This is a genomic window from Streptomyces sp. NPDC058274, from assembly GCF_042881375.1.
Lineage (GTDB): Bacteria > Actinomycetota > Actinomycetes > Streptomycetales > Streptomycetaceae > Streptomyces.
The window spans coordinates 447401-460749 of the sequence record NZ_JBHVXW010000003.1; the positions used below are offsets into that span (position 1 = coordinate 447401).

At 71.2% G+C, this 13349-nt stretch carries 12 protein-coding genes; 4 read left to right on the forward strand and 8 right to left on the reverse strand.

Features of this window, described 5'->3' with window-relative positions; translation table 11 throughout:
- Window positions 1-5: 5 nt before the first annotated feature.
- Window positions 6-1028 carry a hypothetical protein gene (locus ACFVYF_RS09260; protein WP_389453169.1) on the reverse strand — a complete coding sequence of 341 codons (1023 nt, stop codon included), beginning with the start codon at window positions 1026-1028 and terminating at the stop codon, window positions 6-8.
- 107 nt (window positions 1029-1135) lie between these two features.
- Window positions 1136-2368 (reverse strand): aromatic acid exporter family protein, encoded by a 1233-nt coding sequence (locus ACFVYF_RS09265; RefSeq protein WP_389453172.1) that lies wholly within the window; start codon window positions 2366-2368, stop codon window positions 1136-1138.
- A 116-nt stretch (window positions 2369-2484) separates the two neighbouring features.
- Between ACFVYF_RS09265 and ACFVYF_RS09270 the strand changes: the two genes are divergently transcribed.
- Complete coding sequence (locus ACFVYF_RS09270; protein WP_389453175.1) at window positions 2485-3081, forward strand: TIGR03086 family metal-binding protein; 597 nt, start codon at window positions 2485-2487, stop codon at window positions 3079-3081.
- Window positions 3082-3151: 70 nt separating this feature from the next.
- On the opposite strand, the gene ACFVYF_RS09275 is transcribed toward ACFVYF_RS09270, so the two are convergent.
- Window positions 3152-3646 (reverse strand): FBP domain-containing protein, encoded by a 495-nt coding sequence (locus ACFVYF_RS09275; RefSeq protein ID WP_389453178.1) that lies wholly within the window; start codon window positions 3644-3646, stop codon window positions 3152-3154.
- 84 nt (window positions 3647-3730) lie between these two features.
- Here ACFVYF_RS09275 and ACFVYF_RS09280 point away from each other — a divergent pair, with 84 nt between their 5' ends.
- Window positions 3731-4642, forward strand: a complete 912-nt coding sequence (locus ACFVYF_RS09280; protein ID WP_389453182.1) for a DUF3626 domain-containing protein — start codon at window positions 3731-3733, stop codon at window positions 4640-4642.
- On the opposite strand, the gene ACFVYF_RS09285 is transcribed toward ACFVYF_RS09280, so the two are convergent.
- Complete coding sequence (locus ACFVYF_RS09285; protein ID WP_389453185.1) at window positions 4582-5223, reverse strand: PAS domain S-box protein; 642 nt, start codon at window positions 5221-5223, stop codon at window positions 4582-4584. The genes ACFVYF_RS09280 and ACFVYF_RS09285 overlap by 61 nt on opposite strands.
- A gap of 208 nt (window positions 5224-5431) precedes the next feature.
- On the opposite strand from ACFVYF_RS09285, the gene ACFVYF_RS09290 reads away from it, so the two are divergent.
- The gene (locus ACFVYF_RS09290) at window positions 5432-8602 is read left to right on the forward strand and encodes a cytochrome P450 (protein ID WP_389453188.1); all 3171 of its coding nucleotides are present in this window, start codon (window positions 5432-5434) and stop codon (window positions 8600-8602) included.
- Between the two features lie 3 nt (window positions 8603-8605).
- Window positions 8606-8770: a hypothetical protein gene (locus ACFVYF_RS09295; RefSeq protein WP_389453191.1), complete on the forward strand. Its 165-nt coding sequence runs from the start codon at window positions 8606-8608 to the stop codon at window positions 8768-8770.
- Here ACFVYF_RS09295 and ACFVYF_RS09300 read toward each other — a convergent pair.
- Genes ACFVYF_RS09300 through ACFVYF_RS09315 form a run of 4 tightly spaced genes read right to left on the reverse strand, consistent with a single transcriptional unit; the run spans window position 8767 to window position 13349 of the window.
- Complete coding sequence (locus ACFVYF_RS09300) at window positions 8767-10125, reverse strand: GH1 family beta-glucosidase (protein ID WP_389453194.1); 1359 nt, start codon at window positions 10123-10125, stop codon at window positions 8767-8769. The two genes, ACFVYF_RS09295 and ACFVYF_RS09300, sit on opposite strands and share 4 nt — an antisense overlap.
- A 29-nt stretch (window positions 10126-10154) precedes the next feature.
- Window positions 10155-10994, reverse strand: a complete 840-nt coding sequence (locus ACFVYF_RS09305) for a carbohydrate ABC transporter permease (RefSeq protein WP_389453625.1) — start codon at window positions 10992-10994, stop codon at window positions 10155-10157.
- Window positions 10995-11019: 25 nt separating this feature from the next.
- A complete protein-coding gene (locus ACFVYF_RS09310) occupies window positions 11020-12018 on the reverse strand; it encodes a carbohydrate ABC transporter permease (protein ID WP_389453197.1) in 999 nt (332 codons plus the stop codon).
- 14 nt (window positions 12019-12032) lie between these two features.
- Window positions 12033-13349, reverse strand: coding sequence for an ABC transporter substrate-binding protein (locus ACFVYF_RS09315; RefSeq protein WP_389453200.1), 1317 nt, complete (start codon window positions 13347-13349; stop codon window positions 12033-12035).

Here is a 13349-nt window from a genome sequence, read left to right on the forward strand (position 1 = left end):
CCCGGCTACCAGTTGCCGTCCTCGACCGGCTTGCCCGGCGCGTCCCCGAGCGGTTTGATCTGGTAGGGCGAGGGCTGCTGCCACGGCTCGTGATCGTCACCGAGCCACTCGCCGACCGGCTTCACCCCGCCCAGGGCGTCCGTGGGCGCGACATCCGAGGCACCCTCGTCGTAATAGTCGAACCAGGGGAGCCCCGCGCGGGTGTACGCGGCACGGTCCACCGGAGACGGCGGCGGCTCCTCGCCCGTGATGCGACGCCACTCCGGGGGCGTCACGAGATGCACGAACACGCGTCCGGCCGGTGTCGCGGCCCAGCTTCCGTGCGGCCGGCTGTCCTGGTAGACCTCCTGGCGCATCGAGCCGCCGGCGCCCAGCCCCATCGCCGCCGCACGCGGCGCACTCGCCGCTCCGCCGGCCGGCACGGCACCCGGCGCCGGCGGCGCGGCGCCCCAGCCCCCGCCGGTGTAGCGAATCTCCGTTCGCGCGCGCTGCTCCTCGCGCCACGCGGCCAGCTTCTCCGGAGTCAGGGGGAAGGACTGCAGCTGCAGGCCGCCCCACACCTCCTCGCCCGTGACCTGGCCCTCGACCGTGGCACCGAGACCGAGCGGCACCGCGACGAACTGACGGACCGTCCCCTTGCCGGAGTTGATGCCGTCGAGCCACGGCTGGCGCGGCAGCACCACGTAGTTCTGCGGATCCCGGTGCAGTTGAGCGCTCCAGGGCTTGCCCGAGATCGCGCACACCTTGCCGACGCCCACCTGCAGGGCGGCCGGCTCCGTCGAACCGCTGAAGCTCAGCCACATGGCCTCGCGCAGATACACCGGCAGCAGCACCCCGCCGCGCGCCCGCCACTCGGCGGGCACCGAGTCCGCGTAGTCCTCGACGCGGCGCAGCGGGAAGGTGCCCAGTCCGGGCGGCAGCGCGTGCGTACCCGTCTCGGGCAGCCGCAGCGTCCGCATGAACTGGACCTGCACACCTCCGGGCAACAGCAGTGAGTTCCCGTCGATCCGCACGGTGCCGTCAGGCATCCGGACACTCCCCTCGTCGGTGGGACGCCACCGGTCGCGGCGGCGCCTCTTCGGATAGAACGTCGCGAAGGGGAGGGGTGGTTCCGCCCCGAGGTGCCTGGGCGCCGCTACTTCCGGCGCGGGCGGCGCGGCAGACGGGCGAGCTGCCGCAGGCGGGTGAGACGCGGCCAGCGCTCACGCTGCTCGCGTGTGCAGCGGTCCAGTTCCTCCAGCAGGCGGCGGGAGCGGTGCTCCATGTCGAGTTCGTCGAGGATGCGGTTGACCTCGGTCAGTACGGCACCCTGCAGATGCCACAGCCGCGCGTCCCGCTGGATGCCCTCCAGGAACAACTGGGCCAGCTTGTCGCGCGTCGCGGCCGCCGTGGTGAGTTCCGCGCCGAGCCGGGCCTCGGCGGACTCGGCGCTGCGGCTCACGTCCGTCGTCACCAGGACCGCGAAACTGACGATCGCGTCGGCCACCTCGGAGATCAGCTGCTCCAGGACGGCCCCGGCCTGTGGCTCGAACAGCCGCTCGGGGTCGTGCTCCTTGGCGAGATCGGTGAAGCTGCGCGCGAGCACCCGCAGGACCACCGTGCAGATCTCCAGCGTGTCCAGGCCCGTACGCAGCACCACGCGGTGCAGCAGGCCCTCGCGGACCCGCGGGTTGAGCTTCAGACTGTCCTCGGCCTGCCGCAGCGCCGCGTCCACCTGGGCGATGTCCTGGTCCAGACGGCGCGCCTCGTGGAGCCGCTCGGCCGCCTGCGCGTACGGCGTGCGGCCGGCCGCCTCCTCGCCCAGACGCAGCATCAGCTGCCGCATCCGGCGGGCCAGATCCTCGATGGACTCACCGGCCTTGCCCAGCCACACCGGGGGAGCGAACAGCAGGTTGCACGCGAGTCCCACCACCGCGCCGATCAGCGTCTCCAGGATGCGGGCCCACGCCGTGTCGCCCACGCGCGTCACGCCGAGGACCAGCATGGCGCTGATCGCCACCTCGGGCACGAACTCGTTGACCCGCACGAGATGCCCGACGGCCAGCGAGGCCATGATGAGCAGCGCCAGACTCCACCAGGTGAGTCCGACCAGGACACTGAAACCGATGGCGACGAGGACGCCCGCCACGACCGCGTTCACCCGGCGCATGCTGGTGGTGAGCGTGGCGTACAGGGTGACCTGCACAACCAGCAGGGCGGTGAGGGGGGCGGTGAGCGGCGCGGGTTCGGGACTGAGCCGTACGGCGACGACGTAGGCGATGGTCGCGGCCGCCGTCGATCTCAGCGCCTGGACGACCACGGGTTCCTGGCGGCGCTGCTTTACGTACCGGACGGCGGATGTCGCCCACTCACCACGTACCTCTTGCATCCTTGCGCTGTTCCCCTTTCACAGGTGTACCGAACGTCTTCCTTGAGGACCGTAACTGTCCGCAAGTGGGCCTAAGTTGTTCTTGAGAACCAGGGGACAACGGGAGGGACCGGAAAATGAGCGGCATTGAGGGCGTCGAATTGCTGTCGCGGGCGCATGCCTGCCTGCGCGAGGTGGTCGCGGCCGTGCCCGAGGGCGGCTGGGCGGCACCGACGCCGTGCAGTGAGTGGACGGTACGGCAGGTAGTCAATCACGCACGTCTCGATCAGCAGGCGTACGGCGCTGTCGTCACCGGCCACGGCTTGCCGGACTCCGACCCCTTCCACCCCGCCGACGCGCTCGACGGGGACGCGGGGGCGGAGCTGGACAAGGTACTGCGGGCAGTGGCCGAGGTCTATGAGGGGCTGGCCGCCGACGCGGGCGAGGTGCCGACCCCGCTCGGGCCGCTGCCCTTCCCGCTCGCCTCCGCGGCGGCCGCCATGGACGCGGCCGTCCACGCCTGGGACATCGCCGTCGCGACCGGCCAGGACGCACCCCTGGCGGAGGACGTCGCCGAGGGGATCCGGCCCGCGGCGGAGCGGCTCGTGGACCATCTCCGCGACGCGTACGGCGTCTTCGCACCGGCGCGGGAGACTGCGGACGGCGACGGGCGGGCCGAGGCGCTGCTGGCGTTCCTCGGACGGGATCCGCACTGGACGCCTGCCGGATCCTGAGGCGGCGGCTCCGACGGCTGGTGCTCCTCCAGGCACCGGGGTGGCGCCGACGGTAGTCCTGCCCCGCGTCTCAGATGTCGAGCTTGCTCAGGAAGGCGGACAGATTGCCCGCCGTCCGGGCGATCTGTTCCTCCACCGTGAGGCTCTCCTCGAAGCGGCTTCCGGAGTCCGGCGCCTTCTTGCCGCGTACGTAGAGGGAGCAGGCGAGGTCGGTGCACATGTAGATGCCCACCGAGTTGCCCTCGCGTCCGGCCGCGCCCGCCTTGCGGGCCGTCATCAGCGAGACGCCGTTGCCCGGATGCGTCGTCAGACACAGCGAGCACATGCTGCGTTGCAGGAACCCGCGCTGGGCGGACGGGAAGCGCAGGGTGACGCCGATGAGCCGTCCGCCGTACTCGGTCACGAGATAACTGCGGTCGGGCGCGCCCGGATCTCGCCAGCCGAGGAAGTCCAGGTGTTCCCAGGGGCGTTCGGTCAGATCGCGGGGGATCGCGAGGCGTTTCGCCTCACCCTTGGAGCAGTTGACGAATGAGTTGCGGATGTCCAGCTCGGTAAGTGATCTCATGGGGGAGCTCCTGGGCGCGACGCGATACAACCTAGGGGTTCTAGGTAATCGCCTAAATTACATAGCCCGCTGGGGGAGATTCCAATGAATTTCGGCACCACCCGTACCCCCGGGACGGTCGGCGCGGCGCGGGAGCGGGCCCTGCGCCATGTGGCCGCGCGCTCGGCGGGCCCGGCCCTGGGGGCGGCGCTGCGGGTGACCCTGAACTTCCATCCCGACCGCGCCGCGGGCGGGCTGTCCATTCTGGAGACGCTGGTCCGGGACGGCTCCTACCACTCGCAGTTCGTCACCGGCACGAGCAACGGCGGGCTCACCGCACACCCCGGCGGCGACCGCTGGCGCTGGGAGAGCCGGATCTTCGGCGGCGCGTACGACGCGGCGCCCGCGCACGAACGCCCGGTGTACGGAGCCCTCAACTTCCGCCGCCAGGTGGTCGGCGCCGCACCCCGATTCGGCTCGTCGCACTTCCGGCTGGCCGGGGAGACGCTGGGGCGCGCCACGTTCTGCTATCCGGACAGCGCGGCCGAGCCCACCGCGTTCGGGGTCGCCGCCGGGATGTCCCTCATCGAGATGGCCGAGGCGGACGATCGCGACGCCCTCGACGACTACATCGAGGCGCAGGTCCACGGGGGCGTCGTCCTGACGCGGGACGTGGAGGCGCTCGTCCTGGACCCGGGTTATCGCGGTACGGCCGTGGAGGCGGCGGCCCGGCAGCTGCCCTGCCCGGTCGAGTGGCACCCCGGATACCGGCTGTCGGTCGAGGAGCTGCGGCGCCATCCGGACTTCCGGGGGCCGGAGTTCGTCGAGCTGGGTGCCCGGATCGCCGAGGACGGGCGGCTCGACCCGCGGATCATCGGCGACGCTGTGCGCACGGGACGCCACGAGTTGCAGGACCTGAAGAAGGTCTGGCACTGCCTGGCCCGCTTCGGTGCCCCTCAGGGCGCGGGCACCGCCGTGGGCGGCCACACCCCGGGTGCCAGGACCCCCAGCGCGTAGGCGCGGGCGACCAGTTCCGTACGGTTGGCCGCGCCCCAGCGCAGTGACAGCCGCCGCAGGTGGTAGTTGACGCCGTCCACCGTCAGGCCCGTCTCCCGCGCGGCGCGGGCCGTGGTCGCGCCGCCCGCGAGCAGCGCCAGGATGCCGGCCTCGGCCGCACTGGCGGGCGGCTCGGGCCGCTCCTCGGCGACGGCCGGCACTTCGCCGAGCACCCGGACCAGGACCAGCAGGGCCGTGGAAGCCTCCGCGGAGTCGCTGACCGGGTCGGCGGTCAGTTCGCCGTGCCGGCGCACCCCGTCGGCCGCGTCCCAGCGCACCGAGACCGGGTAGCGCGAGCGGTGCCGCAGGCGCAGCGCCTGTGCGATCCGCTCCACCTGTGTCGCCTCCTGGGGCCGGAACAGGTCCAGCACATTGCGCCCGCGCAGCCCGCTCGGCGTGGTGCCCCACTCGCCGGCCATGGCGGGATTGGCCAGCACGACCGCCCCGTACACGTCACAGACCGCGATCGGCATCGGGATGCGGTCGAAGAGCAGCATGGCGCGGTTGCGCCACACCACCGCGTCTCCGCGGACCAAGTCCATCGCGTCCTCCTGTCCGGGCCTGCAGCCTGCGGGCCTTGTCCGGCCGCGGCGGCTCCGGCCGCCTCCTGGCACCTCGCCGCCGCCGGGGCAAGCCCGGACCGGTCTTCTCCACTACACAATCATGTAGTCCGGTGGCGGGCGACTCCGGGTCCCGGCGATCAGGCTTGAAGGCAGGTCTTACCGTCCCGCGAAAGGCAGTTGTCGCGCCATGCCCCCCACCGCGCCGCACCCGCAGCCCGCAGCCGTCCCCGACGTGCCGCTCGTCGACATCTCCGACACCGGTCCCGGCCGGGCGCCCATCCAGCAGGTGATGGAGCTGATGCGCCGGCACGGATCCGCGCTCGTACGACGGCTGCACGGGCGGGACACCCTGTTCGTGAGCGATCTCGGCCTGATCACCGACCTGGCCGACGAGAACCGGTTCGCGAAGTCCGTGGGACCCGCTCTGGAGAACGTCCGTGAGTTCGCCGCCGACGGGCTGTTCACGGCGTACAACGACGAGCCCAACTGGGCCAAGGCGCACGACATCCTGATGCCCGCGTTCGCGCTCGGCTCGATGCGCACGTACCACCCGGTGATGCTGCGCGTCGCCCGCAGGCTGATCGAGTCCTGGGACCGCGACGCGCACGACGGACGCCCGGTCGACGTCCCCGACGACATGACCCGGATGACGCTCGACACCATCGGACTCGCCGGATTCGGCTACGACTTCGGCTCCTTCGAGGGCACCGGACCGCACCCCTTCGTCGAGTCGATGGTGCGCTGCCTGGAGTGGAGCATGACCCGGCTGGGCCGTTCGCCGGGCAGCGACCACACGGCGGAGGACGCGGCCTTCCGCGACGACGCGGCCTATCTCGCGCAGGTCGTGGACGACGTCATCGCCGCCCGGGTCGCGGACGGCGGCCAGGACTCCCCGGACGACCTCCTCGGGCTCATGCTCACCGCCGAGCACCCCGTCGAGGGCACCACGCTGGACACCGCCAACATCCGCAACCAGGTGATCACCTTCCTGATCGCGGGCCACGAGACGACGTCCGGCGCCATGTCCTTCGCGCTGTACTACCTGGCCAAGCACCCGGCCGTGCTCCAGCTCGTGCAGCGCGAGGTGGACGCCCTGTGGGGCGACACGGACGACCCCGAGCCCGACTTCGACGACATCGGCCGGCTCACCTACACCCGGCAGGTGCTGAACGAGGCGCTGCGGCTGTGGCCGACCGCCGCCGCGTTCGGCCGCCAGGCCCGCGAGGACACGCTGCTCGGCGGTCGCATCCCGGTCGCCGCCGGGCAGCAGGTCATCATCCTTGCCCCGATGCTGCACCGGGAGCCGGTCTGGGGCGACAACCCCGAGCTGTTCGACCCCTCCCGCTTCACGCCCGAGGCGGAGGCGGCCCGCTCACCGCACGCCTTCAAGCCCTTCGGGACGGGTGAACGCGCCTGCATCGGGCGGCAGTTCGCGCTGCACGAGGCGACCATGCTGCTGGCCATGATCGTCCACCGCTACCGGCTGCACGATCACGCCGACTACCGTCTCGCGATCAAGGAGACGCTCACCCTCAAGCCCGAGGGGTTCACGCTCACTCTCACCCCGCGCACCACCGCCGACCGCGTGCACCCGGCGCTCCCGGGCGCGGTGGCTGCCCGGCCCGAGTCCTGCGCTGTCGCGGACACGCTCCCGGCCCGGGTCCGCCCCGGCACCCGCGCCCTGTTCCTGCACGGCAGCAACTACGGCACCTGCCGTGACTTCGCCGCCGGACTCGCCGACGAGGCCGCCGCCCTCGGCTGCGAAACGGAGGTGGCACCCCTGGACGCCTACGCCGACGGACTGCCCGCCGACCGCCCCGTCGTCATCACCGCGGCCTCCTACAACGGCCGCCCCACGGACGACGCCACCGCCTTCGCCGCCGGACTCGACGGCTGGGCCGCCGCCGAAGACGTCACCTACGCCGTGCTCGGCGTCGGTGACCGCAACTGGGCCGCCACCTACCAGCATTTCCCGACCCGCATCGACGAGCGCCTGGCGGAGCTCGGCGGCACCCGGCTCCTGGAGCGCGCCGCGGCCGACGCCTCCGGCGACCTCACCGGCACGGTCCGCGCCTTCACCGCCGCCCTGCGCACCACCCTGCTGGAGCGGTACGGCGACCCGGACGCCACGCACACCGAGGAGCCCGAGGCCGCCTACGAGATCCGCACCCTGACCGGTGGCCCCCTGGACGCCCTCGCCGAGCGGCACGGGCTGGTCCCGATGACCGTCACCGAGGCGTACGACCTCACCGCGCCAGGCCACCCGCGCACCAAGCGGTTCGTCCGCCTGGCGCTGCCGGACGGCACCGCCTACCGCACCGGCGACCACCTCACGGTCCTCCCCGTCAACGACCCGGCCCTCGTCCGGCGCACCGCCGACGCCCTCGGCCTCGACCTCGACACGGTCCTGGACATCCGCGCCACCCGCCCGCGCCGCGACGGCGTCGCGGTCGACCGGCCCGTGACGGTACGTCAACTGCTCACCTACTACGTCGAGTTGCAAGGCCGCTCGAGCGCCGGTCAGCTGTCCGTCCTCGCCGCGGCCAACCCCTGCCCGCCGGAGCGCGCCGCCCTCGCCTCGCTCCCCGACGACGACCCGCGCACCCTGGTCGAGGTCTTCGAGACCTACCCCGCACTGCGCGGCGCACTGGACTGGCCGACCCTGCTCGCCGTCCTCACCCCGCTGCGCCCGCGCACGTACTCGGTGTCCTCCTCGCCCGCGGCGGACCCGGACCACGCCGACCTGATGGTCTCCCTCCTGGAGGCCCCGGCCCGCTCCGGCAGCGGGACGTACCGCGGAGTCGGCTCAGGCCATCTGAACGCGGTCAAGCCCGGCGACACGGTCCTCGCCCGCGTCCAGCCCTGCCGGGAGGCCTTCCGTATCCCGAACGACACCGGCGCGCCGGTCATCATGGTCGCGGCGGGCACGGGCCTCGCGCCCTTCCGCGGAGCCGTCGCCGACCGCGTGGCGCTCCGGGCCCAGGGCGTCCAACTGGCCCCCGCCGTCTGCTACTTCGGCTGTGACACCCCCGACGCGGACTTCCTGCACGCCGACGAGCTCCGCGCCGCCGAGGCCGCGGGGGCGGTGCGTCTGCGGCCGGCCTTCAGTGCGGCCCCGGTCGACGGTGTGGCGTTCGTGCAGCACCGGATCGCGGCCGAGGCGGACGAGGTCTGGGACCTGCTGGCCTCCGGAGCCCGCGTCTACGTCTGCGGCGACGGCTCCCGGATGGCGCCCGGCGTCCGCGACGCCTTCCGTGCCCTGCACGCGGCCCGCAACCCCGGCGGGGACTCGGCGCGGTGGCTGAACGACCTGTTCGAGTCCGGGCGTTACGTCGAGGACGTGTACACGGCCGGCTGACGCATGCGACCGGTGGGGGGCAGGGCGGGCCCCACCGGTGACGAGGGGGCGCCCCGCGCCCCCGGCGACCAACAGGCCGCCCGGGGGCGCGAGTCGGTGCCCCCGGCGCTCATCACCGCCCTCGACGAGCTGAACCGGCTCGGCGAGGGCGGTGACCGTGCCGGCTAGGCCGCGTTGCGCCGGAGTTCCCCGTGCGCCCGGACGATGTCCGCGTACCGGTGCCCGGTGCCCTTGATCGTGCGCTTCTGCGTCTTGTAGTCGACGTGCACGAGCCCGAAGCGCTTGTCGTACCCGTACGCCCACTCGAAGTTGTCCAGCAGTGACCAGGCGAAGTAGCCGGCCAGCGGAACACCCTTGCGGACCGCCGACACGCAGGCCGCCAGGTGCTGTTCGAGGTAGTCGGTCCGCTCGGGGTCGTGCACGGTCCCGTCGGGGCGCACCACGTCGGGATAGGCGGAGCCGTTCTCCGTGACGTAGATCTTGCGGGCGCCGTAGTCCTCCGTGAGGCGCAGCAGCAGGCGCTCGATGCCCTCGGCACCGACCTCCCAGTCCATCCCGGTGCGGGGCACGCCGAGACGGCGGACCGAGCGCACATGCGGAGCCGGCCCGGTCGGGTCGTCGGCGACGGTGGACGGGAAGTAGTAGTTCAGGCCCAGCCAGTCCAGGGGCTCGGCGATGGTGTCCAGGTCGCCCGGCTGCTCCGGGAGTTCGACGCCGTACACCTCGAGCATGTCGGCCGGGAAGCCGCGGCCGTGCACCGGGTCGAGCCACCAGCGGTTGGCGTGTCCGTCGAGGCGGCGGGCCGCGGCGACGTCCTCGGGGCGGTCGGTGGCGGGCTCGACGCTGGACAGGTTGTTGACGATGCCGACCTCGGCACCGGGGACCGCCGCGCGGATCGCCTGAGTGGCCAGACCGTGACCGAGCAGCAGGTGGTACGAGGCCTGCACCGCGGCCGTGAGGTCCGTCCAGCCCGGGGCCATCCGGCCCTCCAGGTGGCCGATCCACGCCGAGCACAGCGGCTCGTTGAGCGGGGTCCAGTGCTTGACGCGGTCACCCAGCCGCTCCGCGACGACCGCCGCGTACGCGGCGAAATGCTCCGCGGTCTCGCGCACCGGCCAGCCGCCCCGGTCCTGGAGCACCTGCGGCAGGTCCCAGTGGTAGAGGGTGACGGACGGCGTGATGCCCGCCTCCAGCAGGGCGTCGACCAGACCGTCGTAGAAGTCCAGGCCCTTGGCGTTGACCGCGCCGTCGCCGCCCGGCACGACGCGCGGCCAGGCCACGGACAACCGGTAGGCGTTGGTGCCGAGTTGCCGCATGAGCGCGATGTCCTCGCGCCAGCGGTGGTAGTGGTCGCAGGCGGTGTCCCCGTCGTCGCCGTTGTCGATTTTGCCGGGGGTGTGCGAGAAGGTGTCCCAGATGGAGGGGGAGCGGCCGTCCTCGCTGACGGCACCCTCGATCTGATAGGCCGACGTGGCCGTGCCCCACAGGAAGTCGTCGGGGAGAGCGGCAAGGTCGATGGTCACGGAAGTCCTTTCGGGGACAGGAGAGTTGGTCACTTCACGGCTCCCGCGGTGAGCCCTGTGACCAGATAGCGCTGGAGGAGGAGGAAGCCGGCGACCACGGGGACGCTGACGACGAGCGACGCGGCCATGATCTGGTTCCAGTAGACGTTGTAGAGCGTGGAGTAGCCCTGGAGCCCGACGGCGAGTGTGCGGGTCTCGTCGGTGGTCATCACCGACGCGAACAGCACCTCTCCCCAGGCGGTCATGAAGGCGTAGACCGCGACCGCGATGATGCCGGGGATCGCGGCCGGCACGACGACCCGGAACAGCGCGCCGAGCGGCCCGCAGCCGTCCACCAGCGCCGCCTCGTCCAAGTCGCGTGGCACGGAGTCGAAGTACCCGATCAGCATCCAGATCGAGAACGGGAGCGAGAAGGTGAGATACGTCAGGATCAGGCCGCCGCGGGATCCGAACAGGGCGATGCCGGTGGCGTTGCCGATGTTGACGTAGAGGAGGAACAGCGGCAGCAGGAAGAGGATGCCGGGGAACATCTGGGTGGACAGCACGGTGACCGTGAACACGCGCTTGCCGCGGAAGTCGTAGCGGCTGACCGCGTACGCGGCGAAGACCGCGATCACCACCGAGCAGGCCGTCGCCGCGCCCGCCACGATCAGCGAGTTCATGAAGTACTTGGCGAGCGGGATCGTCGTCCAGATGTCGATGTACGGGCGGATGGTCAGGCTGCTCGGCACCCACTGGAACTTCGACTGGACGTCCCCCAAGGGCTTCAGCGAGCTGGAGACCATGACGTAGACGGGCAGCAGGACGAACCCGGTGAGCACGGTGAGGAAGATCCGCCGGGTCCAGAGGAAGGACCGCGGTGGCGCCATCGGGGAGCGTGGCGTCGTGGAGCTGCTAGACATCGGCCGTCTTCCTTCCTCGGGAGGTCAGCAGGAGGTAGACGCCCGTCACGACGAGCAGGAAGAGCAGCAGCAGGACGGACATGGCGGAGCCGCTGCCGAAGTTCCAGGTGATGAAGGATGCCTGGTAGATGTGCACCGAGATGAGGTCCGCGGACGGCGGTGCGGTCTTGCCGAACAGGACGTACGGCGTGTTGAAGTCGTTGAACGTCCACAGGAACAGCACCAGGATCAGCACCTGGTTGACGGGACGCAGCGACGGCAGGGTGATGCGGCGGATCTGCTGCCAGACGCCGGCGCCGTCGAGTGCGGCGGCCTCGTACAGCTCCTTGGGGATGTTCTGCAGGCCTGCCATGACGATGAGGAAGGCGAACGGCCAGCCCTTCCACACGGACACGGTGAGCAGCGCGTAGAAGGCGTTGTCACCGAGGAGCCAGAAGGACGGCTTGTCGGTGATGCCCAGCTGGTCGTGCAGGACGTGGTTCACCAGGCCGTTGTCGTGCTGGAACATGAAGACCCAGGTGATGACGGCCGCGTACACGGGCAGCGCGTACGGCACCAGGAACAGGGCGCGCAACAGGCCCCGGCCCCGGAAGGCGTCCTGCATGCAGATCGCGGCGGCCGTGCCGATCAGCCAGCACAGGCCGACCGACAGCAGGGTGAAACCGACGGTCACGAAGAACGAGTCGAGCAGCGCCTTGCCGACGGGCGCGTCGAAGTCCACCGCCACCGAGTAGTTGTCCAGTCCGGACCAGGGCGCGGTGCCCCAGTCGCGGATGTAGAGCTGTGTGAGCTCCTTGAAGCTCACCACGATGCCGATCACCATCGGGACCAGGTGGACCAGCAGTTCGAGCAGCAGGGCGGGCAGAAGCAGCAGGTAGGGCAGTCCGATGCGCTTGATCCGCCCGGGGCGGCGCGGGCCGCGCGCCGCACCGGGGGAGCTCTTGCGCACCGTGCGATCGCCGGCCTCTTGGGAGGCGGTCGTGGTGGTCATGTTTGTGCTCGCGCTCACTTCGTCGGCATCTGCGTCTGGGCCTTTTCGAGCGCGGCCTTCACCGACGCGGTGGTCACCGGCTTTCCGGCGGCGGCGTCGGCGAACAGGTTCTTGATCGCCGTGCCGACCGCGGTCTCGAACTGGGACTCGTCGGCGACCTGCGGAAGCGCGACGCCGCTCTTGGCCAGGGTGTCCTTCAGGACGGCGGTCGCCGGGGTGTTGAAGGCGGCGTCCGACTGGGCGGCCTTGACCGGCGGGATGGAGCTGTACGCCTTGTTGAGGACCTTCTGCTCCGCGTCGCTGGTCATGAACTTCACGAACTTGGTGGCGCCGTCGAGGTTGTCGGTGTCCTTGAAGACGGCCAGGTTGATGCCCGCGACCATCGAGTTGACGTTCGTGCCGGTCCCCGGGGTGCCCGACTGCACGGGCACCGGAGCGATGCCGAAGGCGTCCGCCTTCATGCCCTGCGACTCGAGGTTGGAGGACGCGGACTGCCACAGCAGCATCCCCGTCTTGCCCTTGGCGAAGTCGCTCACGGACTGGTTCTGCGCGTACTCGGCGTTGCCCGGCGCGACCACCTTGTCCTTGGCCATCAGGTCGACGAACTGCTTGACCCCGGCGACGGCGCCGTCGTTGGTGAAGTCCGGCTTCCCGTCGGCGGTGAAGAAGTCGGCCCCGTGCTGCTTGGCGAAGATGTAGCTGTGGTGGATGTTCTCCGCCGGGTTCGAGCCTTCGAAGGCCGCGCCCCACTTGCCGCCCTTGGAGAGCTTCTTGCCGTCGGCGACGAACTCGTTCCAGGTCGTCGGCGGCTTCGAGATGCCGGCATCCTTGAACATCTGCTTGTTGTAGTAGAGCGCGTACGCCATCGAGTACAGCGGCACCGCCGCCGGGTCCTTGCCCTCCGCGCCCGTCGAGCCGAGCGCCGAGTCGACGAAGCGGTCCTTGCCGCCGATCTTGTCGAAGTTCTTCGCGTCCCACGGCAGCAGCGCACCGGTGGCCTGCAGGGAGGCACTCCAGGTGTTTCCGATGTTCAGGACGTCGGGGCCCTGCCCCGAGGTGGTCGCGGTGAGGATCCGGTTGAGGAGATCCGACCAGGGCACGACCTCCACCTTCACCTTGATGCCGGTGTCCTTCTCGAACTTGTCGAGCTCGGGCTGCAGGACCTTCTTGTCGATCTCGACGCTGGCCCCCTGGTTGGAGGCCCAGTAGGTCAGCGTCTTCGGTGAGTCGTTGGACCCGCCCCCCGACGACGAGCCGCCGCCACAGGCGGTTACGGCGGTCAGCATGGAGACAGTGACCGCACCGGCGGCCGCGGCTCGGATTCTGCGCAT